This window comes from Pseudonocardia halophobica, assembly GCF_050948485.1.
Lineage (GTDB): Bacteria > Actinomycetota > Actinomycetes > Mycobacteriales > Pseudonocardiaceae > Pseudonocardia > Pseudonocardia halophobica.
Window position 1 is genome coordinate 3,415,356 of sequence record NZ_CP192046.1, and the last position, 22,407, is coordinate 3,437,762.

A 22,407-nucleotide genomic window follows, 5' to 3' on the forward strand; every position below is an offset into this window, starting at 1 on the left:
AGCATGATCGCCGGTGCACCGGGGCCGGTTCCCCGAGCCTGCGCTCCCGCGTGAGCGCGAACACCGGCGACACCGCCTGGGTGCTGGCGAGCGCCGCCCTGGTCATGCTGATGACCCCGGGGCTCGCATTCTTCTACGCCGGAATGGTGCGGGCGAAGAGCGTCCTGAACATGCTGATGGCAACGTCGTCTGCCTCGTGGTGGTCGGCCTGGTGTGGGCCGTCGTCGGCTTCGACCTGACCTTCGGCGACGACGGGGGCTCCGGTCTGATCGGCTCGATCGGCACGGCCGGTGACCACTGGTCGGTCACGCAGCTCGCCGGGTTCGCCGGTGACGGCGTGCCCTGGCCGGGCGAGCACGCGGTGCCGGTGCTGGCGTTCGCGATGTTCCAGCTGATGTTCGCGGTGATCACGCCCGCGCTGATCTCCGGCGCGGTCGCGGAGCGGACCCGGTTCTGGCCGTGGGTCGTGTTCGTGGCGCTGTGGAGCGTGCTCGTCTACGCCCCGGTCGGGCACTGGGTCTTCGCCTTCGACGGCTTCCTCGCCCCCGACGCGGTCGGCGGGTGGATCGCGAACCGGCTGCAGGCCGTCGACTTCGCGGGCGGCACCGTCGTGCACATGAACGCCGGGGCCGCGGCGCTCGCGCTGGCCGTCGTGCTGGGCCGGCGCAAGGGCTGGCCGCACGTCGTCGCCCGGCCGCACAACCTGCCCTTCACGGTGCTGGGTGCGGCGCTGCTGTGGTTCGGCTGGTACGGGTTCAACGCGGGATCGGCGCTGTCCGCCGACGGCCTCGCGGCCATGGCCTTCGCCAACACCACCCTCGCGACCTGCGCGGCCGTGCTGGCCTGGCTGCTCGTCGAGCAGCTGCGGACCGGGCGCCCGACCACGCTCGGCGCGGCGTCCGGGGCCGTCGCCGGGCTCGTCGCGATCACGCCCGCCTGCGGGTTCGTGGATCTCCGGGGCGCGATCGCGATCGGCATGGTGGCCGGCGTGATCTGCCCGCTGGCCTGCGCGCTCAAGTGGCGGCTGCGGCTCGACGACTCGCTCGACGTCGTCGCGATCCACCTGGTCGGCGGGCTCGTCGGCACCCTGCTCGTCGGCGTGTTCGGCACCACTGCCGTCAACGCCGCCCTGCCAGCCGACGGCCTGGTCCACGGCGGCGGGTTCACCCAGCTCGGACGGCAGGCGGTCGCAGCCGGGGTGGTCGCGGGCTACTCGTTCGTCGGCACCCTCCTGCTCGGCTACCTGATCCGCTTCACCATCGGGTTCCGGGCGTCGGCGGAGGCCGAGGCGGGCGGGCTGGACCTGCACGAGCACGCCGAGACGGGCTACGAGGTGACCTCCACGCGCAGCGGCATCGGCCCCGAGGGCGGCGCGGACGGTCGCGTCCCGCCCGGGCCGCTGGCCGTGCCGCGGCACGCCACCGACCCGGGCCGCATCCCGGTCCAGGCCCCGCCGATCCTCCTCGACCCGCACCGGAACCGGGGCGCCGATCCCCGCCACTCCCGCGACCTCGGCCCCGCTTCCCGGGGCGTCCCCGCGCCCCGCCGCGAACAGGGCTGAGGACGGATCCTGCGGCCTCGGGCGCGTAGCGTGACCACTGTCACGTCGGTCGAAGGAGTTCGGTCGGTGCTATTCGGTAGGAGCGCGGAATTGCCGGGCGCATTCGTGCGCGGCTGGGTGGTACTCGTCCAGGTACACAGTGGAAAACGTCGGGCGGGTCGACGCTGTGCTTCCCGCAGCGGCTGAGCGGACCGTGCGCGAACGGCTGCGTTGAGCGCACGACCTGCCTCACCAGTGGTGATCACGGCACTCCGTATCGTCGCGAAACGGTTGCGTGGCGGATTGCCGCGCACGACCGACGCGCCCCTACCCGAAAGGTGTGTGAGGATGCCCTAACAGGTCCGAGGGGTGGAGCGAGGAGGACGGGGAATGCGACACGGCGCCGAGTCGCGGGTGGACGGCGGGCGACGTTGAGTGACACGTCCTGTGCCGACCGCGCCCATGCGGGTACCGATCACGAGGACCGCGCCGCCCGGATGGTGCACGCTCACGACCACGCGACCGTGCTGCCGGTGCGCGCGGACGGGGTCGCGGCGCTCGGGACCCGGGTGCACCTGCTGGGCGCGGGGGTCGAGCGCGTGGTCGAGGTGATCGCGCGCCGGCAGCGGATGCGATCCACCGAGGTCCACGCGCTCGTGATGATCGCGGCCGCCGAGTCCGGCGGCGTCCCCGCGACGCCCGGGGAGCTCGCCCAGACGCTGCGGCTGACCACCGGTGCGATCACCGGGATCGTCGACCGGCTCGTCCGGTCCGGACACGTCCGCCGCGACCCGGACCGCGCCGACCGCCGCCGGATCCGGCTGGGCTGCCGCGAGGCCGGCCGCGCCGTCGCCGCCGAGCTGCTCGACACCCTCGGCCACCGGGCGTCCGGTGTGGTCGATGCGCTGAGCGCGGACGAGCTCGCCGTCGTCGACCGGGTCCTCGGCGAGCTCGCGACCGCCCTCACGGCCTACCTGCTCTCCCCGGAGGCCCGGGGGGAGTCCTGACCGGCCGTTCACCCGTAGCTGATCGCCCCACCCCGGTCCGCGTCCTACGCTCGGCCCCACCCGCTCCCGACCGCCGATCGACGGAGGCCACATGCCCCGGACCGCGCTGACCCTCCCGGCCCCCGACGGCGAGTGCGCCGCCACGCTGCACACCCCGGAGGGGGAGGGGCCCTGGCGCGGCGTGCTGATGTACCCGGACGCGGGCGGGGTGCGGGAGATCTTCCTGGGGATGGCCGACCACCTCGCCGATCTCGGCTACGCGGTGCTGCTGCCGGACGTCTACTACCGCGCGGGCGGGTTCGAGCCCTTCGACGTCGCGACGCTGTTCAGCGACCCGGCCGAGCTGGCGCGGATGAGGGAGCTGGCCCGGCCGCTGACTGCGCAGGCGATCGGCGCCGACGCCGCCGCGTACGTCGACGCCCTGCTCGCCCGGCCCGAGGTCCGCGGCGACGCCGTCGGCACCACGGGCTACTGCATGGGCGGCCGGGCCTCGCTGATCGCGGCAGGTGCGCTGGGCGGCAGGGTCGCGGCCGCGGCGTCGTTCCACGGCGGCCGGCTGGCGGTGCCCGACGACCCGGACAGCCCGCACCACCGTGCCGCCGACGTCCGGGCCACGGTCTACGTCGCCAGGGCGCAGGACGACGCGTCGTTCGGGCCGGACCAGTTCGCGCTGCTCGACGAGGCCCTCACCGCCGCCGACGTGCGGCACACCCTCGAGACCTACCCGGCCGGGCACGGCTTCGCGGTCCCGGACAACCCCACGCACGACGCCGACGCCGAGAAGCGGCACTGGGCCGCCCTCGCCGACCTCTACGCGGCCGCGCTGCCCTGACGCCGCTGCGCTGACCGCCGCTCCCGGTCAGCTCGGCAGGTCGGCCGCCGGGAAGGGCCGGCGCTCGTCGAACCGCAGGGACAGCCGGCCGGCGGCCCGCCAGGCGCGGGCCACCAGGTCCGTGTCCTCCTCGGTCACCAGGTTGCCCATGACCCGCAGCGCGACCCGCATCAGCGGGGTCGAGCGCATGCCGACGGGGCCGGCGAGCGGGAGCAGCCGCGGGATCGTGAGCAGGCCGGCGAGCCGGCGGGCGATGGAGAAGGCCTGGCCGTAGTGCCCGCGCAGGGCGGCGGGCCAGGCCCGGTCGAGGTCCTTCTCGGTGGCCGTCAGCTGCGCGACCAGCCGGCCGGTCTCCAGGCCGTAGTCGATGCCCTCGCCGTTGAGCGGGTTGACGCAGCCCGCGGCGTCGCCGACCAGCGCCCAGTTCGGCCCGGCGACCCCGGAGACCGCCCCGCCCATCGGCAGCAGCGCGGAGCGGACGAGCCGGACCGGCCCGTCGAGCTGCCAGTCCTCGCGGCGCAGGCTCGCGTAGTGCTCGATCAGCGACTTGAGCTGGACGCCCGCCGGGCGCTTGTCGGTGGCGAGCGTGCCGACGCCGATGTTGACCTCACCGGTGTGCAGCGGGAACACCCAGCCGTACCCGGCGAGCACCTCGTTCTCGGTGCCGCGCAGCTCCAGGTGCGAGGAGATCCAGGGGTCGTCGTGCCGGCCGGAGCGGATGTAGCCGCGGGCCGCGACGCCGTAGGCGGTGTCCTTGTGCCACTCCCGGCCGAGCACCCGGCCGAGCGTCGAGCGGGCGCCGTCGGCCACGACCAGCCGCTCGCAGCGGATCGTGGCGCTCCCGCCCTCGGCCAGCGCGAACGTGACGCCGGAGACCCGCTCGCCGTCGCGTTCCACGCCGACGGCCTTCGCGCCCTGCACCGGCACGGCCCCGGCCTCGAGGGCGACCTCGCGGATGCGCGCGTCGAGCTCGGTCCGGGCCACCGCGCTGCCCTCGGACGGCAGCGACCCGCACGGCCACTCCAGCAGCAGCTCCTGCCCGAAGCCCGCCGCCCGCAGGCCCCGGTTCGCGCCGTGCCCGCGCACCCACTCGCCCAGCCCCAGCCGGTCCAGCTCCGCGATCGCGCGCGGGGTGAGCCCGTCGCCGCAGGTCTTGTCCCGGGGGAAGACCGCGGCGTCGGCCAGGACGACGTCCAGACCCTGCCGGGCGGCCCACGCGGCGGCCGCGGACCCCGCCGGCCCGGCCCCGACGACGAGCAGGTCGGTGGACCCGGGGACGGGGCTGGGATCAGGCGCCATGCCACCAGTGTGACAAGCGGAGATCGGTACCGAGGAGCAGGGCGGGCGGGGTCACAGCACGCAGGCGGCGACGCCCGGGCACCCCTTCGGCCCGGGCGTCGCCCCGACTCGCGCGCTCAGACCTCCCGGGCCCGGGCGGCGACCCGCATCGAGGCGGCAGCCGCACTGCCGGTGAGGGTGGCGACGGCGAGTCCGATCACCAGGTGCACCGCGGCGAGGGCGAGTGCCGCGCCGAGGGACGCCGTGGCGACGAAGGGCAGGACGACGGCGACCGCGGTGCCCAGCCCGACGATCCAGCCCAGGTACTCCAGCGGCCGCGGGGTCGAGAGCAGCAGCAGGTGGGCGATGCCGGTGGCGGCCAGGGCGGCCGTCGCGGCGAGGGTGCAGAGCAGGACGATCCCGGCGGTGCCGAAGGTGCCGGTGACGAGGGCGTGCGCCCCCGGGACGAAGCCCGCGACGACCCGCACGACCAGCGCGCCGACCAGCCCGGCCAGCGCCGCGACGACCGCCGTGGCGAGCCCGCCCGACCACAGCCGGCCCGCGTCGGCCGCGGGGCGGGTCGGGCGCGGGGACGGGATGCGGCGGGTGGGGTCGACGGTCTCCGGGGTGACGGCGAATCCGTAGGGGGCGGTCATGGCGAGCCTTCTTCCGGCCTTGCGCGGGTGGTTCCCGCGGCACGGGAGAAGGGTCGCGCCGCGGCGCGGGCGGCACCGTCGGGCGACCGGACGGCCCGCGGGTCGATCCCGGTGTCGGGCGATCGGGGGACGACGGGGCCGGCCGGCCGGTCAGGCCCGGGCCGGCACCGCCGGGGCGGAGGGGAGCAGGGACCGCATGGCCAGCACCCCGAGCACCGGGCCCGGGAGCAGGACGAGCAGCGCGGCCGGCCACCCGCCGGCGGCGGCGACGAGCGGGACCACCTGGATGCTCACCGCGGTGAGCAGGAAGCCCAGCGCGGTCTGCGTGGTGAGCGCGGTGCCGACGTACCGGCGGTCGGCGACCTCGCTCAGCGCGCCGGTGAACACGCCGGAGTCCGCGACCACCGACGCGCCCCAGACTGCGCAGAACACGACCAGCCCCGGCGTGCCGGCCCCGATCATCACCGGCGAGAGCAGGCAGCACGTGCCGCTGACGGCCAGCGCGGTGATCGCGACCGGCGCCGGGCCCACCCGGTCCGCCACCCGGCCCGCCACCGCGCAGCCCACGGCGCCCGCGAGGCCGGAGGTCGCGAACACGACGAGCTCGATCGGCAGCCCGCCCGGCTCGGCGGTCGCGGCCGTGGCGGCGGCGAGGTAGGCCGGCAGCCAGGTCCAGAAGGCGTAGAGCTCCCACATGTGCCCGAGGTAGCCGCACACCACGAGCCGCGGCCCGCGTTCGCGGAGCATCCGCACGGCGTACCGGCTGTCGGGCGGCGGCGCGGGCGCGTGCCCCGGGCCGGACCGGACGAGCATGACGGCGAGCAGCGCGGCCAGCAGGCCCGCCGCCGCGGCGCCGAGCAGGACGGCGCGCCAGGGCAGGGCCGGTCCGGCGAGGCCGCCGAGCAGGTGGGGGAGGGCCGAGCCGAGCGTCAGGGCCCCGACCAGCACACCGAGGTCGCGGTAGCGGCTCCCCGGCCCGGACCAGGACGTCGTGAGCTTCATGCCGACCGGGTAGACCCCGGCGAGGAAGACGCCGGTCAGCGCGCGGAGGGCGAGGGCCGGGGCGGGGGAGTCGACGACCGTGGCCAGCACGAGCGTGCACACGGCGGCGCCGAGCGCGGACCAGGCCAGCAGCCGGTGCGGGCGCACCCGGTCCGGCAGCGTGAGCACCGCCGAGGTGACCGCGCCCGCGACGAACCCGAGTTGGACCGAGACCGTGAGCCAGACGACCGTGGCGTCGCCGATGCCCCACTCGGACCGCAACCGCGGCACCACCGCCGAGGCCGAGAACCACACCGCGAGCCCCAGGACCTGGACCAGCGCGATCGCGGCGCGCGGGCCGGTCCACGCGGGAACGCGGTGGCGGGCGACCCGCATCGGTCCTCCCCGGGGCGTCGACGATCCGTCGACGGAGAGTACCGATCACGCGACCCTGGGTGACGGTTCAGGGTGCCGGCCGCGGGCTCAGCGGTGCCGGGCGCCGCGGAGCTGGGTGGTGGTCCAGGCGAAGATCCCGACGCAGGCCAGGGCCACCACGGCGAAGACGATCGCCGGGACCAGCGCGCCGTCCATCAGGAACACCACCGTGACCAGAACGCAGAGCAGGAACGCGAGCACCGAGATGCCGCGGTGCAGCTTGAGCGCGCTCTGCCCGTCGTGGGAGCCGGAGCCGGAGTTCGGGCCGCCGAAACCGAGGACCGGGCGGCCCTTGATGGAGGCGGGGCGCGGGTCGGGCGGGGAGGCGGAATCGGGGTCGCCGCCGTGGGTCCGGTGACCGGCGGCGCGTTCGTCGCTCGGAGTGGCCATGCGCCACTGTACCCACTTCCCCCGCGATCGATTCACGTCTCGCCGCAGCTCGTCCGCCGTCCACGGCGTTCGTGTGCACACAGCGCCCGCGGCGCCGGGGCACGGGCCCCGGCCCCGGCGGACGACGGTGTGGATCAGCCGATCACGACGTTCGTGGCGAAGGTCCCGGCGGGGTCGAACCGGCGGGCGGTACCGAGCAGCCGGGCACGGTCGGCGTTGCTCCACAGCGCGCCGACCCGGGCGGGACCGGCCTGGCCGAGGAGGTTGACGAGCGCGCCGCAGGCCCAGGGCCCGACGCTGTCGACCACGGCCGCGGTCGCCGCCACGACCACCTCGACGGGCGGCCCGGCGAGCACGCCCACGGTGAAGACGGAGAACGCGGCGTCGCGGCCGGCGACCGCGTTCGGCACCTCGGCCCGGCGGGCGACCGCTCCGCCCAGCAGCCGCAGCTCCACCATCGCCAGCGGTGCCTCGACCTGCGGGCCGGCGACGGCGAGGAGCGCGTCGACGGCCTCTGCAGGCAGCTCGGCGACCGCGGTGCCGCGGTCCCACATCGGCATCGGGTCGACCGGGTCCATGTGCACCGCGTCGATCGCGGCGTACGGCAGGTCCGCGATCGTGTCGAGCACCGGCGCGGCGACGGCCCGCATCGGGGCGAGCAGCGCGGCGCCCTCCTCGGCCGATCCGAGGTGCGTGAACCGGACGGCGACGGCGAACCGGCCGCGCAGCGGCTCCGGCAGCGCCGGGTCCGGCGGGAGGCGCAGCATCGCGACGGACGTGCCGGCGTCCTCGGGCAGGGCGGGCGCCCACTCGCGCCAGGCGTGCAGGACGGCGGCCGCGTCGTCCGCGCCGAAGAACACCGCGCCACCGAAGAACCGGGCCACCGGGACGAGGTCGAACTCCATCTCGGTGACGATCCCGAAGTTGCCTTTGCCTCCCCGGACGGCCCAGAAGAGGTCGGCGTCGGGACCCTGGCTGTGCTCCGAGACCTCGCGCACCGCCCCGTCGGCGGTGACGATGGTGAACCGCCGGACGTGGTCGGCCGCGAAGCCGTAGCGGCGGGCCAGCGGTCCGAGACCGCCACCGGTCGTGTAGCCGACCACCCCGACCTGCGACGACGAACCGCTCAGCGGGGCGAGGCCGTGCGGCGCGGCGGCGTCGATCACCGCCCGCCAGCGCGCCCCGGCCGCGACGACGGCGCGGCGGTGCAGGGTGTCGATCCGCACCGCGTCCATCCGCCTCGTGGTGACCAGGACCGTGCCGTACAGCTCGCCGGTGAGCCCGTGCCCGGTGGCCTGCACCGCGACCTTCCGGCCGGTGGCGGCGGCATACCGGACGGCCACGGCGACGTCGTCCGTGCTCGTCGCGCCCACGACCACGGCGGCGGCCGGCGGGTAGGCGACGTTGAAGCCCGCGGCCTCCTCGGCGAACCCGGGGTCGCCGGGCTGCAGGACGGGGCCGGCGACGGCGGCGGTGAGCGCGAGGAGGTCGCCGGGGCGGAGCTCGTCGAGCGAGGAGGTCGGCGGGGTCGAGAGGGTCATCGGGGTCTCCCGGTCTGTCGGGCCGCGGGGAGCGGCGTCGGTGATCGAAGACTCCCGTCCGGCGGGGGCCGGCCACGACCGCGCCACCGGGCCTCCGCGGGGTGTGGCCAGCACCCCGTCTCGCGGTGCGGCTGCCCGTCCGGGCAGGATGCCGCCGTGGGTTCCCGCAGGTCCGGCCGTCGCGACGAGGAGCGGCCCAGCGAGCGGCTCCGGCAGCCGCAGCCGTTGTTGCGCAGGCGGATCGCGTCCGGCCGCGGGGCGATGGACCAGCCCAACGTCACCGGCGACGGCGACGTCCCGCTCACCACCCGGTTCTGGCTGATGGTCGTGCTGACCGGCGTCGGGGCGGGCCTGTTCGGGATCGTGCTGATGCTGCTCCTCGGGGTGGTCGCCCGGCTGGCGTTCGGGCCCGGGGCCGACGTGGACTTCCAGGGTGCGGTGGAGCGGGCCTCCTGGCTCGGGCGGGTGCTCCCGTTGCTCGTCGCCGGGGTGATCGGCGGGATCGGCTGGTTCCTGCTGCGCCGGTACGTCCCCGGCCGCTCGGACGTCGACGACGCCATCTGGACCGGCGACGGCCGGCTCGGCTTCCGGCGCAGCGGCGGGACCTCCGTGCTCTCCGTGACCGTGGTCGGGCTCGGGGCGTCGCTGGGCCGGGAGGCCGCGCCGAAGCTGATGGGCGGGGTGTGCGGGAGCGTGCTCGCGGGCTGGGCCGGCCTGACGACGCCGCAGCGCCGCCTGCTCGTGGCCTGCGGGGCGGGCGCGGGGCTGGCCTGCGTGTACAACGTCCCGCTCGGCGGGGCGCTGTTCACCGCGGAGGTGCTGATCGGGGCGGTGCGGCTGCCCGTCATGCTGCCCGCGCTGGCCTGCTCCGCGGTCGCGACGCTGACCGCGTGGATCGGCCTGCCCTCCCACCCGGTCTACGCCGACCTGCCGGACTTCGCGTTCTCCGCGTCGGCGCTGGTGTGGTCGGTGCCCGGCGGGGTGGTGACGGGCCTGGTCGCGGTGGCCTTCGTGCGGCTCATCGCGTGGGCGTCGCACCGGGTGCCGCGGGGCCGGGCCATGCTGGTGGCGCCCCTGGCGGCGTTCGCGGTGCTCGCCGCGCTCGGGCTCGTCTTCCCGCAGCTCTACGGCAACGGGCAGGACATCGCCGCCGACGCCTTCGCCGGGGTCGGCCCGCTGTGGCTGTTCGCCGCGCTGTTCGTGCTGAAGCCGCTGGTCACGGTGCTGTGCCTGGGCAGCGGCGCGTCCGGCGGGCTGTTCACGCCGATCCTCGCCACCGGCGCCGCGCTGGGGGCCTGCCTGGGCGGGGCGTGGTCGCTGGTGTGGCCCGGCACGCCCGTCGGCGCCTTCGCGATGATCGGCGCGGCCGCCATGATCGGGGCCGGGATGCAGGCGCCGCTGGCCGGGCTCGCGCTCGTGCTGGAGCTGACCCACACCGGCTTCGGGCTGATGGTGCCGATGATGGTCGCCACGCTGATCGCCACGGCGGTGTCGCGGTGGGTCGACGGCTACTCGATCTACTCGGCCCGGCTGGCCGAGCGCGTCGCGCCCGTCGGGCGGGGGCCTGCGCGGTGACCGCCGGCCCGGCGCCGCCGCTCAGCCCGGCAGGAGCAGGTCGACGAGCCCCCGGGCCCAGTCCGGTGAGCCGGGCTCGCCGGTGAAGATCGCCCGGTAGTACAGCGGGCCGAGCAGTGCGTCGGCCGTGCGCTCCACCGTGGGCGCGGTGCCGCCGCGCGCCTTCTCGCGCTCGATCATCGCCGCGAGCTGGTCCTCGCGGTCGCCCCGGCAGGCGCAGGCGCCCTGCTCGCCCCCGGCGCCCAGCGTGGCGCGCATCAGGGCGAGGACGTCCGGGTCGGCCAGGTCGGTCGCGACGTCCGCCGCCCAGCGCCGCAGGTCCCCGGGCAGGGACCCGGTGTCGGGCACGACGACGTCGCCGGAGAACCGGCTGGTCGCGACGTCGGCGAGCAGCTCGCCGACCGACCCCCAGCGGCGGTACAGGGTGGTCGCGTGCACGCCCGCGCGGGCGGCGACGGCCGGGATCGTCAGCCCGTCGCCCACCTCCTCGGCGAGCAGCTCCTCGACGGCCCGGTGCACGGCCGCGCGCACCCGGGCCGAGCGGCCGCCGGGGCGGGAGCCCGTGGCCGCGCCCGGGGTGTGAGGGCGCGTGACCGGCGTGGATGCAGCCATGCGGCCGATTATTGCACTGATCGCTGCGACAAGCTAACGCATCGATCTGTGCGTTCGTGCTACCGTCGTCGGTGTTAACGCACAGATCGCTGCACGAACTTGCGAGGCGAGCATGACGGTCACGACAGAGCCGACCGGGGCGACGGCCGAGCGCATCCGGTTGCGGGGGCCGTACTTCGCGGGGGTGGCCGCGATGATCATGCTGTTCCTGGCGGCGTCGAGCGCGCCGTCCCCGCTCTACGTCGTCTACCAGCAGCTGTGGGGCTTCACACCGACCGTGCTCACGGTGGTGTTCGCCGTCTACGTGGTCGGCCTGCTGGCCTCGTTGCTGGTGGTGGGCGCACTGTCCGACCACGTCGGCCGCCGCCCGGTCCTCTTCGGCGCGATCCTGCTGGAGATCGTCGCGCTGGTGCTGTTCGTGCTGGCCGGGGACGTGGTCGTGCTGTCGGTGGCGCGGTTCCTGCAGGGCGTGGCCACCGGTGTCGCGATGACGACGCTGGGCGCCGCCCTGGTCGACCTGGAGTCGCCGGGCGCCCCGGGCCGTGCGGGCGTGGTCAACTCCGTGGCTCCGACGACCGGACTCGCGCTGGGCGCGCTGGGCTGCGGGGCGCTCGTCGAGTTCGGGCCCGCGCCGACCCGGTTCGTCTACGCGCTGCTGCTGGCCGGCATGGGGCTGGCCGCGGTGACCGTCGCGCTCATGCCCGAGACGTCCGCCCGCCGCCCTGGCGCGCTGGCCTCGCTGCGCCCCAACGTGGGCGTTCCGGCCCGGCTGCGCGCCGAGGTCGTCCCGGTGGTGCCGGTGATGATCGCCAGCTGGGCCCTCAGCGGGCTCTACCTCTCGCTCGGGCCGTCGGTCACGGCGGGGCTGTTCGACCTGCGCAACCATCTCGTGGGCGGGTTCGTCGTCACCCTGCTGTGCGGCACCGGCGCGGCCACCGCGTTCCTGCTGCGCAGCCGGCCGGTCGTCCGGCTGCTGTCCCCCGCCGCCGCGCTGCTCGGCTTGGGCACCCTCGTCACCCTGCTCGGTGTGATGACCGGGCAGATCGCCGTCGCGGCGCTCGGGACCGTCGTCGCGGGCATCGGTTTCGGGGCGGCGGCGCTGGCGACGTTCGGCACCTTCGCCCGGATCGCCGCGCCGCACGAGCGCGGGGCGCTGTTCGCGGTCGCCTTCGTGATCTCCTACGTCGCCTTCAGCGTCCCGGCCGTGGTCGCCGGGTTCGCCGGCACCGCGTTCGGTCTGCGGATCACCGCCGAGGTGTACGCGCTGGTCATCGTGGCGCTCACGGCCACCGCGCTGGTCCTGCGGCTGGCATTCGCCCGCGCGGCCCGGCGCGCGGCCCCGGCCCACCCCTGACGACGACCCCTCCGATCAGAGGGTGCCGAGCGGCGCGGGCCTTGGAATGCTCGGCGAGGATCACCGTCGATCGAGGGAGGCAGTCATGGCCCCGTTCCCGCCGCTCGCCCACGCCGCCGTCACCGTGACCGATCTCGAGCGCAGTACCCGCTGGTACTCCGCCCTCTTCGGCTCCGATCCCGTCCTCGACGAGGACGAGAACATCGGCGGCTTCCACCACACCGTGTTCGTGGTGGGGGACGGGCAGCTCTTCGGGCTGCACACCCACCCCGGTGGCAGCCCGGACGGGCCGTTCGACGAGCGGCGCACCGGGCTCGACCACGTCGCCTTCGCCTGTGCCGACCGTGCCGAGCTGGAGCACTGGGCGGCGCGGCTCGACGAGCTCGGCGTCGCGCACGGCGGGATCGTCGACGCCCACTACGGTTCCGGCGTCTCCTTCCGCGACCCGGACAACATCGCGCTGGAGTTCTTCGCGCCACCCGCGGGATGACCGGCCGGCGCCGCTCGCTCCCGGTCGCACGACCGGTCAGGGTTGGGCGCGGACCATCGACAGCCGGCCGTCGGCGGGCCCGGCGGCGGTCCATGTGCCCTCCTCGGCCGACCACGTGCGGCCGTCGTAGGTCACCTCGGAGAGGCCGAACCGCGCGGCGTGCGCCACGAGCCAGCTCGCGATCGCCCAGCCGCGCTGCGCCGGCTGCGGTCCGCTGAGCCGCGCGGTGCCGAGCTCCTGCGCGGCGACCGCGGCGACGTCGTCGGGCGGGGTCTGCGGCGTCAGGTCCTGGCAGCGCAGCGCCGCCGGCGCCTGCCCGGTCAGCGCGACGGCGATCGCCCGGGCCTGCGGCTCCCACTGCGCGTAGGCGTCGGGCGCCGCCGAGCGCTGGACGAGCTGGGCGGCCTCGGTCACGGACACGTCCTGCCAGTCCGGCAGCTTCCTCAACGCCCGGTAGAACGCCTGGGCCGCGTACACAGGGTCGGTGACCTGCGCGTACGTGCCCCAGCCCTGGCTCGGTCGTTGCTGGAACAGCCCGGCCGAGTCGCGGTCGCCGCCCGGGAGGTTGTCCAGCCGGGACTCCTGCAGCGCGGTCGCGATCGCCACCGTCACGGCGTGGTCCGGCAGGCCCTCCGCGTACCCGACCCCGCCGATCGTCGCGGCGTACCCCGCCTGCCGGACGGTCAGCGACACCGACCGCCCCGCCGCCGTCACCACGCATCCCGGTTCCGGACGCGTGCTCGACCACCAGATCACGCCGCCCACCACGAGCACGCCGACGAGCAGGAGCGACAGCAGGGTCGCCGCGGTGCGGTTCACGCGGCTCCCTCGGTCACGGATTCATGGTGCCCGAGGCGGTGTGCGGCGGAGCGTGCGCTCACCGGCTGCGCTACGCGAACTCGGCGATCCGGGCCGGTCCGGCGCGGACTGCGTCGAGGTCCCAGTCTCGTGGCCGGCTTCGTGGTGTCTGCTCCGGGTCGATCCAGGCGGGCGGGAGGAACTCCGGGATGCCGTCGCGCAGGCGGACCACCCAGTCCGTGGAGTGGATCTGGCGATGGTGGGCCTTGCGCAGCATGACCAGCCCAGTGCGCCCGACGCCGCGCTCACGTCCGAGTTCGCCCCGAGCGGCAGAACGGTCGCCCAGATTCCTGACAGCCCTGTTATATTAGCGCTGTGACATTGTCGGACCCCACCCTCGAGAGCTGGTTGCGGCCGCTCAAGGACCTGCTCGACACGATGGACGCCGCGATCGCCGAGCTCTACGCCGAGCGCGGGGTCCGGGGCGTGCGCACCCGGTTCAGCATGGCGCTGATCCGCCTGCACCACCTCGGTCCGATGCCGATCAAGGAGCTCGCCGCGCAGATCGACGTCACGCACTCGGCCATGAGCCAGACCGTCACCGAGATGCGCAAGGAGGGGCTGGTCGAGACCGCGCCCGGCGCCGACGCCCGCACCCGCGAGGTCGCGCTCACCGAGAAGGGCTGCGCGCTCGTGCCCTTCCTCGAGGCGGAGTGGCGGGCCACCGAGGCCGCCTTCGGTGAGCTCGACGCCGCCCTGCCCTACCCGATGACCCGCGTGATCGACGACGTCGCCGCCGCCCTGCGCGAGCGGCCCTTTCTCGACCGCATCCGGGCACACCTGCCCGAGTCGGAACGCCCGTGACCGCGCTCGACCGGGTCCTCGACACCCGGCCCCTCCGCGGCCACGCCGGGTTCCGGCGGCTCTGGGTCGGGTCGACGGCGTCGGCCTTCAGCGGGCAGGTCGCCGTGGTGGCCGTTCTCGCCCAGGTCTGGGAGCTGACGGCGAGCCCGGTGCTCGTCGGCGTCGTCGGGCTTGCGACGGGGGTACCGATCGCCGTGTTCGGCACGCTCGGCGGCACCCTGGCCGACGCCCTGGACCGGCGCCGCCTGGTCCTGTTCACCAGCGCCGGGGCGGCCGTCGTCGCCGTGCTGCTGGCGGTCCAGGCCGCGGCGGGCCTGCGGTCGTGGCTGCTGGTCCTGGCCCTGGTCGCGGCGCAGACGGGGTGCAGCGCGCTCGGCTCCTCGGCCCGGCGGACCTTCGTGCCGCGGCTGCTCCCGCGCGACCAGGTCGCCCCTGGGCTCGCGCTGAACCACATCTCGTTCCAGGGCGCGATGCTCGTCGGCCCCGCCCTGGCGGGCCTCGTCATCGCGGGGTGGGGGACCACGGCGGCCTACGCGCTCGACGCCGCCGCCACGGCCCTGTCGCTCCATGGCGTCGCCCGGCTGCCCGCGATGCGGCCCGACCGGGAGCGCGCCGGCCGCGGGGTTGCGGCCGGGCTGCGCGACACGGCGGAGGGCTGGCAGGTCCTGCTGCGCACCCCTGTCCTGCGCGCGGCGCTGGGGATCGACCTCGCGCAGACGGTGCTCGCGATGCCCGTCGCGCTCTTCCCCGCGCTCAACGCCGAGCGCTTCGCCGACGACCCGCGCACCCTCGGGCTGTTCCTGTCCGCGATCGCAGCGGGCGGCATCGTCGCCGCGCTGACCTCGGGCCCCGCCACCCGCGCGCGGCGGCCGGGGCTCGTCATGATCTGTGCCGCCGCGGTGTGGGGGGTGGCGCTGGGCGTGTTCGGGCTGGTCGACGGACTCTGGGCCGCCCTCGTGTGCCTGGCCGTGGCGGGCGCGGCGGACACCGTGTCGGTGATCTCCCGCGGCACCGTCGTCCAGCTCGCGACGCCGGACTCGCACCGCGGGCGGGTCAGCGCCGCGGAGTACGTCGTCGGGGCGGGCGCGCCCGGTATCGGCAACGCGCGGGCCGGGCTCGTCGCCGGCTACGTCGGCCCCGAGCTCGCCGCCGCGACGGGTGGCGCCGCGTGCGTCCTGTGCGTCGGGCTCATCGGGGCGGTGGGACGCGAACTGCGCCGCTGGACCATCGACGGACGGAGCTGAGGGCGGCGCGATCCGGGGACCGCGCGCTGGTCGGTCGACGAAGGAGGCCGAGAGCGGCGCGCGATCCGGCGGACCGGGCCGGTGCGCGGCAGGATGGGCGGATGATCGACCGCCAGGGCCCGGCGCCGTCCCCGGCCGGGCCCCACGCCGGCGCGGCACCGGATCCCGACGCCCGCCGCCGTCGTCCCGAGGCCGAGCGGCGGCGGGCGGCCGCGGCCTGCCTGCGGTCCCTGCTCCCCGAGCTGCGGCCCGAGGCGGAGGCGGCCCTGGGCCGGGCCGAGGCCGTCGGGTTCCTCGCCCGGCTGGAGCTGTGGTTCCCCGACCTGCACCTGCCGCTCGACGCCCTCTACGGCGACCGGCACGACACGGACGCCCTCGCCACCCGCCTGGTCCGCGCCGCGCTCGCCGCCGCGGCCGCCCGCCCCGCACCGGTGCGCGAGCTCGACCGCCGCCGCGAGGTGCACCCGCGCTGGTACCAGGACCCGCGGATGGTCGGGTACGTCGCCTACACCGACCGGTTCGCCGGCACGCTGCGCGGCCTGCACGCCCGCCTCGACCACCTCGCCGAGCTGGGCGTGACGTACCTGCACCTCATGCCGCTGCTGCGCCCGCGCGAGGGGGAGAACGACGGCGGCTACGCGGTGGCCGACTACGGCGCCGTCGACCCCCGGCTCGGCACGCTCGGCGATCTGGAGGAGCTGGCGGGGGCCCTGCGGGCGCGGGGCATGAGCCTGTGCGTGGACCTGGTGCTGAACCACACCGCGCGGGAGCACCCGTGGGCGCGGGGCTGGCTCGCCGGCGACCCGCGGTACGCGGGCTTCTACACAGCCTTCCCCGACCGGACGCTGCCCGACGCCTACGAGGCGACCATCCCGGACGTCTTCCCCGACCGGGCGCCCGGCTCCTTCACCTGGGTGCCGGAGGCCCGGGACGGCGCGGGCGGCTGGGTGTGGACGACCTTCTGGGACTACCAGTGGGACCTCGACCACGCGAACCCCGAGGTCTTCGCGGCGCTGCTGGAGAGGGTGCTCGCGCTGGCGGACCGGGGCGTCGAGATCTTCCGGATGGACGCCGTGCCGTTCATGGGCAAGCGGCTGGGCACGAACTGCCAGAACCAGCCCGAGGTGCACGACCTCCTGCAGGCCCTGCACGCCGCGGTGAAGCTCGCCGCCCCGGCGACGGTGTTCAAGGCGGAGGCGATCGTCGCGCCGGAGGACCTCGTGTCCTACCTCGGCGGGCACCCGCGGCACCGGCCCGAGTGCGAGCTGGCCTATCACAACCAGCTCATGGTGCTGCTGTGGTCGTGCCTGGCGACCCGGGACGCGCGGCTCGCGGTGCAGGCGCTGCGGCGCATGGACCCGATCCCGTCGGACGCCTCCTGGGCCACCTACGTCCGGTGCCACGACGACATCGGCTGGGCCATCAGCGACGTCGACGCGGCCGCCGTCGGCTGGACCGGCGCGGCGCACCGGCACTTCCTCAACGACTTCTACTCCGGGCGGTACCCGGGCTCCTTCGCCCGCGGTGCGCTGTTCCAGGAGAACCCCGAGACCGGCGACGCGCGCATCTCCGGCAGCGCGGCCTCGCTCTGCGGGATCGAGCAGGCCCTCGACGTCGGCGACGGCGGCGCGCTCGAGGCCGGCATCCGGCGGCTGGTGCTGGCGTACGCGGTCGCCTACGCCTACGGCGGCGTGCCCCTGCTGTACATGGGCGACGAGCTCGCGCTCCGTAACGACCACTCCTACCTCGACGACCCCGCCCTCGCCGCGGACAACCGCTGGATGCACCGCCCGTGGCTCGACGCCGCCGCGTTCGCCCGCCGGCACGACGCCAGCTCCGTCGAGGGCCGGGTGTTCGACTGGCTGCGCCGCCTCGCCGCCACCCGCGCGGACCTGCTCGCCCTGCACGCCGGCGCCGCCGCCGAGGTGCTCCTGCTCGACGATCCGCGCATCCTCGCCTGGCGCCGCCGCCACCCCCGCAGCGGCACCTTCCTCGGCCTCGCGAACTTCGCCGAGCACCCCGCCTCGGTCGACGCCGGGTTGGTCGGGGGCCTCGACACCGTCCTCTCCTCCGACGGGCCGGTCCGGGTCCACGAGGGCCGCGCCCACCTCCCCGCCCTGGGCTTCGCCTGGCTCGCCGAACCCTGATGATCATCCGTCCCTGACGGAGACGGCCGATTTCCGACGCTCTGCATCCACGATCGACGATCTCGGCCGCGGAGTGTCGTACCTCCATGCAGGGCAAGCCTTGCCGATCCGACCTGCGATCACGGGGCTGTCGCGACCGCCCGTCGATCGCTACCGTCGCGCGGACACGTCCGCGGGGCCGGGGGGAGGGTGCGATGACGGCGACGGCGGAGCCGAGGGAGCCCGGGCCGGAACGCATCGAGCCGGCCCTTTCGCCCGATGCCGCACCAGCCCACGCCGCCGTCTCCGACAACGCCCCCGACCGCGCCGCCCCCGACAGCGCCGCCCCCGACAGCGCTGACCCCACCCCCACCCGCCTCCGCGGGCCGGTGGTGCGGGAGGACGCGGTGCAGACCGTGCGGCTGCTGGCGGTGGCGTTCGGGGTGACGGTGGTGGTGACCAGGCTGTACCTGGCGCTGACCGGCTACCCGCAGATCGGCGGCGGCGAGTACCACCTGGCCCACGCGTTGTGGGGCGGTGTGCTGCTGCTGGCCGGGGGTGTGGTGGCGCTGCTGTGGAGCAACCGCTGGGTGCAGCCGGCCACGGCGGTGTGCGCGGGCGTGGGCTCGGGGCTGTTCGTCGACGAGGTCGGCAAGTTCATCACCCGCCGCAACGACTACTTCACCCCGCTCGCCGCGCCGATCATCTACAGCACCTTCCTGGCGGTGCTCGGCGTGGTGGTGCTGGCCCGGCACGTGCCGAAGGGGCGACCGCGAGAGCTGGCGTACGCCGCGGTCGTCCGGCTGAAGGACCTGGCCGACGGTCCGCTGCGGCCCGCCACCCGCACCGTGCTGCTCCGGGACCTCGACGCCCTGCGGACCCAGCCCGCCCGCCCCGACCTCGCGACGCTCGCCGGCGCCGTGCACCCGGTGGTCGAGGCGGCACCCGTCCAGACCCCGCGGGACCGGCTCGGCGGCGCACGCAGCGTCCTCGCCCGCACCGAGCGCGTGCTCCTGCCGCGCTGGGCGCACCGGCTCCTGCTGGCCGTCGGCTCGGCCGTGCTCGGCCTGCTCTCCCTGGTCGGGCTGGCCGTGCTGATCGCGCTGCTCAGCGCCGCGCCGGACGTGCAGATCGTGCTCGACGACCGGGCCGTCGCGCCCGGCACCCGGCCGCCGGCCCTCGTGATCGCGTCGGCGGGGGAGGCGGTCGTCGGCGTCGTCCTGCTGCTGGCCGCCCTCGCCCTGCTGGTGGGCCGGGACCGGGCCGGCACCGCGCTCTGCCGGGCCGGTCTGGTGATCGCGCTGGCCTTCGTGAACGTGGCCCTCGGCTATCTCGACGCCGAGCTCGTCGTGGTTGCGGTCGTGGTGGAACTCCTCCTCCTGGTGGCCACGACCCGCTACCGCACGCGATTCCTGCACGACGACGCGTGACGGATTCGCACAATTCTCCGGGCTGTACCCCGTTCTGGTCTTATGGTGCGGCCGAACTCCCTGGCAGGGTCGGCGGAATGGACGCACAGGACATCCGCCGGGCATTCCTCGACATGCTCGCCCAGGACGGCCACGCCATCGTGACGCGCGCGCCGATCGTCCTGCGCGACGATCCCACGACCCTGTTCACCGGGTCCGGGATGCAACCGCTGCTGCCGTACCTGCTCGGGGCCGATCACCCGCAGGGCGCGAAGCTCGCCGACGTCCAGCCCTGCCTGCGCGCGCAGGACATGGACGAGGTCGGCGACAACCGGCACACCACCTTCTTCGAGATGCTCGGGAACTGGAGCCTCGGCGACTACGAGAAGGCCGAGCAGATCCCGCGGGTGTTCCATTTCCTGGTCGACGTCGTGGGCCTCGACCCGGAACGGCTCTACGTGACCTGTTTCCTCGGCGATCCGGAGCACGGGATCCCGCGCGACGAGGTGAGCGCCGAGATCTGGGAGCGGCTCTTCGCCGAGCGCGGCATCGAGTGCCGGCGCATCGACCTCGGCACCGAGGAGTACGGCAACGAGCACGGCAACCAGGGCGCGCGGATCGCGTTCTACGGCGACAAGAACTGGTGGAGCCGGTTCGGCGCGCCGGACGAGATGCCCGTCGGCGACCCGGGTGGTCCCGACTCCGAGGTCTTCTACTACTTCCCGCAGGTGGAGCACGACACCCGCTACGGCCGGTACCCGCACCAGAACTCCGACGGCGGCCAGTACATGGAGATCGGCAACTCGGTCTTCATGACGTTCCGCAGGACGGAGACCGGTGTCGCCGAGCTGCCGCGGCACAACGTCGACTTCGGCGGCGGACTGGAGCGGATCGCGGCGGCCTCGATCGACAGCCCGGACGTCTACCGGGTCAGCCTGCTGTGGCCGATCGTCGAGAAGCTCCAGGAGATCTCCGGGAAGTCCTACGACGGCGGCGCCCCGGAGGTCGTCCACGCCATGCGGGTGGTGGCCGACCACGTCCGCGGCGCGGCCTTCCTCGCCGCGGACGGGGTGCAGCCCGGGAACTCCAAGCAGGGCTACGTCATGCGTCGCCTCGTCCGCCGGGCGCTGCGCTTCGGCCTGGACCTCGAGCTCACCGCGGGCGTGGCCGCGGACCTGGTCCCGATCGTCGGCAAGCTGTTCGCCGACGTCTACCCGGAGGTGGCCGAGCAGGAGGAGCGCATCGTCGCCGTGCTGCAGAAGGAGGAGCGGCAGTTCGCCCGGACCCTGCGCAAGGGCCTGTCGATGCTGCGCCGGCTCAACCGGCAGGGCGAGGTCGTCACGGGCACGCACCTGTTCGAGCTGCACGACACCTTCGGCATGCCGATCGAGCTCAGCCTCGAGGAGGCGCAGCGCAAGGGCTACCCGCTCGCCGAGGACTGGCGGACGGTGTTCGACGACCTCATGGACGCCCAGCGCGACCGGTCCCGCGCGGCCGTCTGACCAGGCCGGGCCCGCCCGAACCCCGTCGGTCCGGGCGGCGTCAGCCCACCAGCTCGTCGACGACGAGGGTGATCGCCCCGCCCACCCGCGTCAGCTCCTCGGCGCGCAGCGCGGCCAGGCAGACGCGGACGTCCCAGGTCGGTGCGCTGTACCCGCCGCCGGGCAGCACGACGACGCCGTGCTCGTCCGCCAGCATCTCCGGCACCCGCCCGGGGTCGGCCGCCAGGAGCCGCTGCACCCCGGCCTCGCCGTGCCGCACGCGGGCCACGGCCGTGAGATCGATCAGCGCGTAGTAGAGCGTGTCCTGGCCACCCGGCGCCTCGACGCCGAGCGGGGCGAGCAGGGCGACCAGCCGGTCGTCCAGCTCCAGCCGCAGCGAGGCCGCGTGCGCGGCGCCCTCCGGCATCACGTGGGCCAGCGCGAAAAGGGCCATCTGCACCTGGTCCGGCGTCGCGAGCCCGGCGATGTTGTGCAGGGCCACCTCTCGGCTGTCGGCCACCATGCGGGCGAGGAAGGGCAGGGTCGCGGAGTCCGGGGTCAGCGACGAGTACCGGCGGTCCGCGGCCGCCCGCGCGGGGCCCGTGCGGCCGGCGAGGATGTCGTCGAGCACGGTGTCGGCCGCGACCGCGGCGAACCCGAGCCGGTTGCCGGTCGCGCCGAAGTTCTTCGAGAAGGAGTGCAGGCAGATCACGTTGCGCGGCACCTCGGAGAGCATCCCGCGGAAGCCCTCGACGAAGGTCGCGTAGACCGTGTCGGCCACGATCACCAGGTCCGGTCGGTGGTGGTGCACGAGGTCGCGGACCTCGCGGAGCCGCTCGGGGCGGATCGCGCGGGTGTCGGGGTTCCCCGGGTTGATCACCACGAACGCCTTGATCGCCGGGTCGCGCAGCGCCTGCAGCACATTCGCGTCGAACCGGTACGGCTTGTTGGCCGCGGCCCGGATCTCCACGATCTCGAAGCCGAAGTCCGCCAGCGCCGGGATCTGCAGGTACGGGGTGAACACCGGCGCCGCGATCGCGATCTTGTCGCCCGGCGAGACCAGGCCGTTCTCCTTCAGGGAGCGGAAGGTGTACGCCATCGCGGCGGCGCCGCCCTCGGTGCCGAAGACGTGGAAGCGCCCCGGCGGGCCGGGCTCCACGCCGGTGACCTCCACCAGGTAGCGCTCCAGCACCAGCTCGCAGTGCCGCAGCATCCGCGTGGGAGAGGGGTAGCCGTCGCCCAGCACGGCGCGGACCAGCTCGGTGACCAGCGCGTCCGGGTCCGCCTGCAGCTCCTGCACCACCCAGTCGACCGCCCCGGACAGGAATCGCGCGCCCTCGGACGGGTCGAGCGCCAGCGCGGCCGCGAGCCGGTCCCCGATCCCGGCGGACACCGGGGTACTGCCCCAGAACGGGTCGCCGGCGGCCGCGGAGCCCGCGGCGGCCGCCTCCTCGACCGCGAAGGACCCGAGGCGGAAGAACGCGGCCCGCGGGGTGGTGGCGATCCAGTTGGGCTGGCCGCGCCCGGCGTCGAGCACCGGGCGGCCGGAGTGCCGGGCCGAGTCGGTCAGCGCGGGCTGGGACGCCGGGGCGAGCTCGGTCATCGGGGCTCCTCGGACGAGGGGGCGGGAGAGGCGGAGGCGCGGGCCGGACCCGACCCGCGAACGGGACCCGGCCCGCGAACGCGGACGGGGGCCGATCGCGCGTGGCGATCGGCCCCCGGCCGGACGTTGGTGGAGGACACAGGAATTGAACCTGACAGGGCGCCCCAAGTGCGCATCCCCCGTGCGGAAAG

19 protein-coding genes and 1 pseudogene are annotated in these 22,407 nt (G+C 75.4%); 11 read left to right on the forward strand and 9 right to left on the reverse strand.

Features of this window, described 5'->3' with window-relative positions; translation table 11 throughout:
* Window positions 1-104 precede the first annotated feature (104 nt).
* The 3 genes and pseudogenes from ACQP04_RS16495 to ACQP04_RS16505 form a co-directional block, all read left to right on the forward strand.
* Window positions 105-1,399 (forward strand): annotated as a pseudogene (locus ACQP04_RS16495) (ammonium transporter); the annotation flags it as partial.
* 638 nt (window positions 1,400-2,037) lie between these two features.
* Window positions 2,038-2,547, forward strand: a complete 510-nt coding sequence (locus ACQP04_RS16500; protein WP_433507910.1) for a MarR family winged helix-turn-helix transcriptional regulator — start codon at window positions 2,038-2,040, stop codon at window positions 2,545-2,547.
* A 91-nt stretch (window positions 2,548-2,638) separates the two neighbouring features.
* Entirely contained in the window at window positions 2,639-3,379 is a 741-nt protein-coding gene (locus ACQP04_RS16505) for a dienelactone hydrolase family protein (protein ID WP_433507911.1), read from the forward strand.
* 27 nt (window positions 3,380-3,406) lie between these two features.
* Here ACQP04_RS16505 and ACQP04_RS16510 read toward each other — a convergent pair whose 3' ends face one another.
* From ACQP04_RS16510 to ACQP04_RS16530, 5 genes are all read right to left on the reverse strand, one after another.
* On the reverse strand, window positions 3,407-4,678 hold the full coding sequence (locus tag ACQP04_RS16510) for a geranylgeranyl reductase family protein (RefSeq protein WP_433507912.1): 1,272 nt from the start codon (window positions 4,676-4,678) through the stop codon (window positions 3,407-3,409).
* A gap of 116 nt (window positions 4,679-4,794) precedes the next feature.
* The gene (locus ACQP04_RS16515) at window positions 4,795-5,313 is read right to left on the reverse strand and encodes a DUF6069 family protein (protein WP_433507913.1); all 519 of its coding nucleotides are present in this window, start codon (window positions 5,311-5,313) and stop codon (window positions 4,795-4,797) included.
* 150 nt (window positions 5,314-5,463) lie between these two features.
* On the reverse strand, window positions 5,464-6,690 hold the full coding sequence (locus ACQP04_RS16520) for an MFS transporter (RefSeq protein WP_433507914.1): 1,227 nt from the start codon (window positions 6,688-6,690) through the stop codon (window positions 5,464-5,466).
* An 87-nt stretch (window positions 6,691-6,777) separates the two neighbouring features.
* On the reverse strand, window positions 6,778-7,119 hold the full coding sequence (locus ACQP04_RS16525; protein ID WP_433507915.1) for a hypothetical protein: 342 nt from the start codon (window positions 7,117-7,119) through the stop codon (window positions 6,778-6,780).
* 134 nt (window positions 7,120-7,253) lie between these two features.
* Complete coding sequence (locus ACQP04_RS16530; RefSeq protein ID WP_433507916.1) at window positions 7,254-8,660, reverse strand: FAD-binding oxidoreductase; 1,407 nt, start codon at window positions 8,658-8,660, stop codon at window positions 7,254-7,256.
* 156 nt (window positions 8,661-8,816) lie between these two features.
* On the opposite strand from ACQP04_RS16530, the gene ACQP04_RS16535 reads away from it, so the two are divergent.
* Window positions 8,817-10,235, forward strand: coding sequence for a chloride channel protein (locus tag ACQP04_RS16535; protein WP_433507917.1), 1,419 nt, complete (start codon window positions 8,817-8,819; stop codon window positions 10,233-10,235).
* Window positions 10,236-10,256: 21 nt separating this feature from the next.
* Here the strand turns inward: ACQP04_RS16535 and ACQP04_RS16540 are convergent, their stop codons facing one another.
* Window positions 10,257-10,847, reverse strand: a complete 591-nt coding sequence (locus tag ACQP04_RS16540) for a TetR/AcrR family transcriptional regulator C-terminal ligand-binding domain-containing protein (protein WP_433507918.1) — start codon at window positions 10,845-10,847, stop codon at window positions 10,257-10,259.
* Between the two features lie 112 nt (window positions 10,848-10,959).
* Between ACQP04_RS16540 and ACQP04_RS16545 the strand changes: the two genes are divergently transcribed.
* A complete protein-coding gene (locus ACQP04_RS16545; RefSeq protein WP_433507919.1) occupies window positions 10,960-12,201 on the forward strand; it encodes an MFS transporter in 1,242 nt (413 codons plus the stop codon).
* A gap of 85 nt (window positions 12,202-12,286) precedes the next feature.
* Window positions 12,287-12,691 (forward strand): VOC family protein, encoded by a 405-nt coding sequence (locus tag ACQP04_RS16550; protein ID WP_433507920.1) that lies wholly within the window; start codon window positions 12,287-12,289, stop codon window positions 12,689-12,691.
* Between the two features lie 36 nt (window positions 12,692-12,727).
* Here the strand turns inward: ACQP04_RS16550 and ACQP04_RS16555 are convergent, their stop codons facing one another.
* Both ACQP04_RS16555 and ACQP04_RS16560 read right to left on the reverse strand, forming a co-directional pair.
* Window positions 12,728-13,510 carry a hypothetical protein gene (locus ACQP04_RS16555; RefSeq protein WP_433507921.1) on the reverse strand — a complete coding sequence of 261 codons (783 nt, stop codon included), beginning with the start codon at window positions 13,508-13,510 and terminating at the stop codon, window positions 12,728-12,730.
* Between the two features lie 70 nt (window positions 13,511-13,580).
* Window positions 13,581-13,766 (reverse strand): hypothetical protein, encoded by a 186-nt coding sequence (locus ACQP04_RS16560; protein WP_433507922.1) that lies wholly within the window; start codon window positions 13,764-13,766, stop codon window positions 13,581-13,583.
* A 98-nt stretch (window positions 13,767-13,864) separates the two neighbouring features.
* On the opposite strand from ACQP04_RS16560, the gene ACQP04_RS16565 reads away from it, so the two are divergent.
* The 5 genes from ACQP04_RS16565 to ACQP04_RS16585 all read left to right on the forward strand — a co-directional run bounded on the left by ACQP04_RS16565 (window position 13,865) and on the right by ACQP04_RS16585 (window position 20,634).
* Window positions 13,865-14,353: a MarR family winged helix-turn-helix transcriptional regulator gene (locus tag ACQP04_RS16565; protein WP_433507923.1), complete on the forward strand. Its 489-nt coding sequence runs from the start codon at window positions 13,865-13,867 to the stop codon at window positions 14,351-14,353.
* The gene (locus tag ACQP04_RS16570; RefSeq protein ID WP_433507924.1) at window positions 14,350-15,597 is read left to right on the forward strand and encodes an MFS transporter; all 1,248 of its coding nucleotides are present in this window, start codon (window positions 14,350-14,352) and stop codon (window positions 15,595-15,597) included. The genes ACQP04_RS16565 and ACQP04_RS16570 overlap by 4 nt, the downstream gene beginning before the upstream one ends.
* Window positions 15,598-15,698: 101 nt before the next feature.
* Window positions 15,699-17,744, forward strand: coding sequence for an amylosucrase (locus tag ACQP04_RS16575; RefSeq protein WP_433507925.1), 2,046 nt, complete (start codon window positions 15,699-15,701; stop codon window positions 17,742-17,744).
* Window positions 17,745-17,938: 194 nt separating this feature from the next.
* Window positions 17,939-19,153 (forward strand): hypothetical protein, encoded by a 1,215-nt coding sequence (locus ACQP04_RS16580; protein WP_433507926.1) that lies wholly within the window; start codon window positions 17,939-17,941, stop codon window positions 19,151-19,153.
* A gap of 77 nt (window positions 19,154-19,230) precedes the next feature.
* Window positions 19,231-20,634: an alanine--tRNA ligase-related protein gene (locus ACQP04_RS16585; protein ID WP_433507927.1), complete on the forward strand. Its 1,404-nt coding sequence runs from the start codon at window positions 19,231-19,233 to the stop codon at window positions 20,632-20,634.
* Between the two features lie 40 nt (window positions 20,635-20,674).
* Here ACQP04_RS16585 and ACQP04_RS16590 read toward each other — a convergent pair whose 3' ends face one another.
* Window positions 20,675-22,216 carry a bifunctional aspartate transaminase/aspartate 4-decarboxylase gene (locus ACQP04_RS16590; protein ID WP_433507928.1) on the reverse strand — a complete coding sequence of 514 codons (1,542 nt, stop codon included), beginning with the start codon at window positions 22,214-22,216 and terminating at the stop codon, window positions 20,675-20,677.
* Window positions 22,217-22,407: the final 191 nt, after the last annotated feature.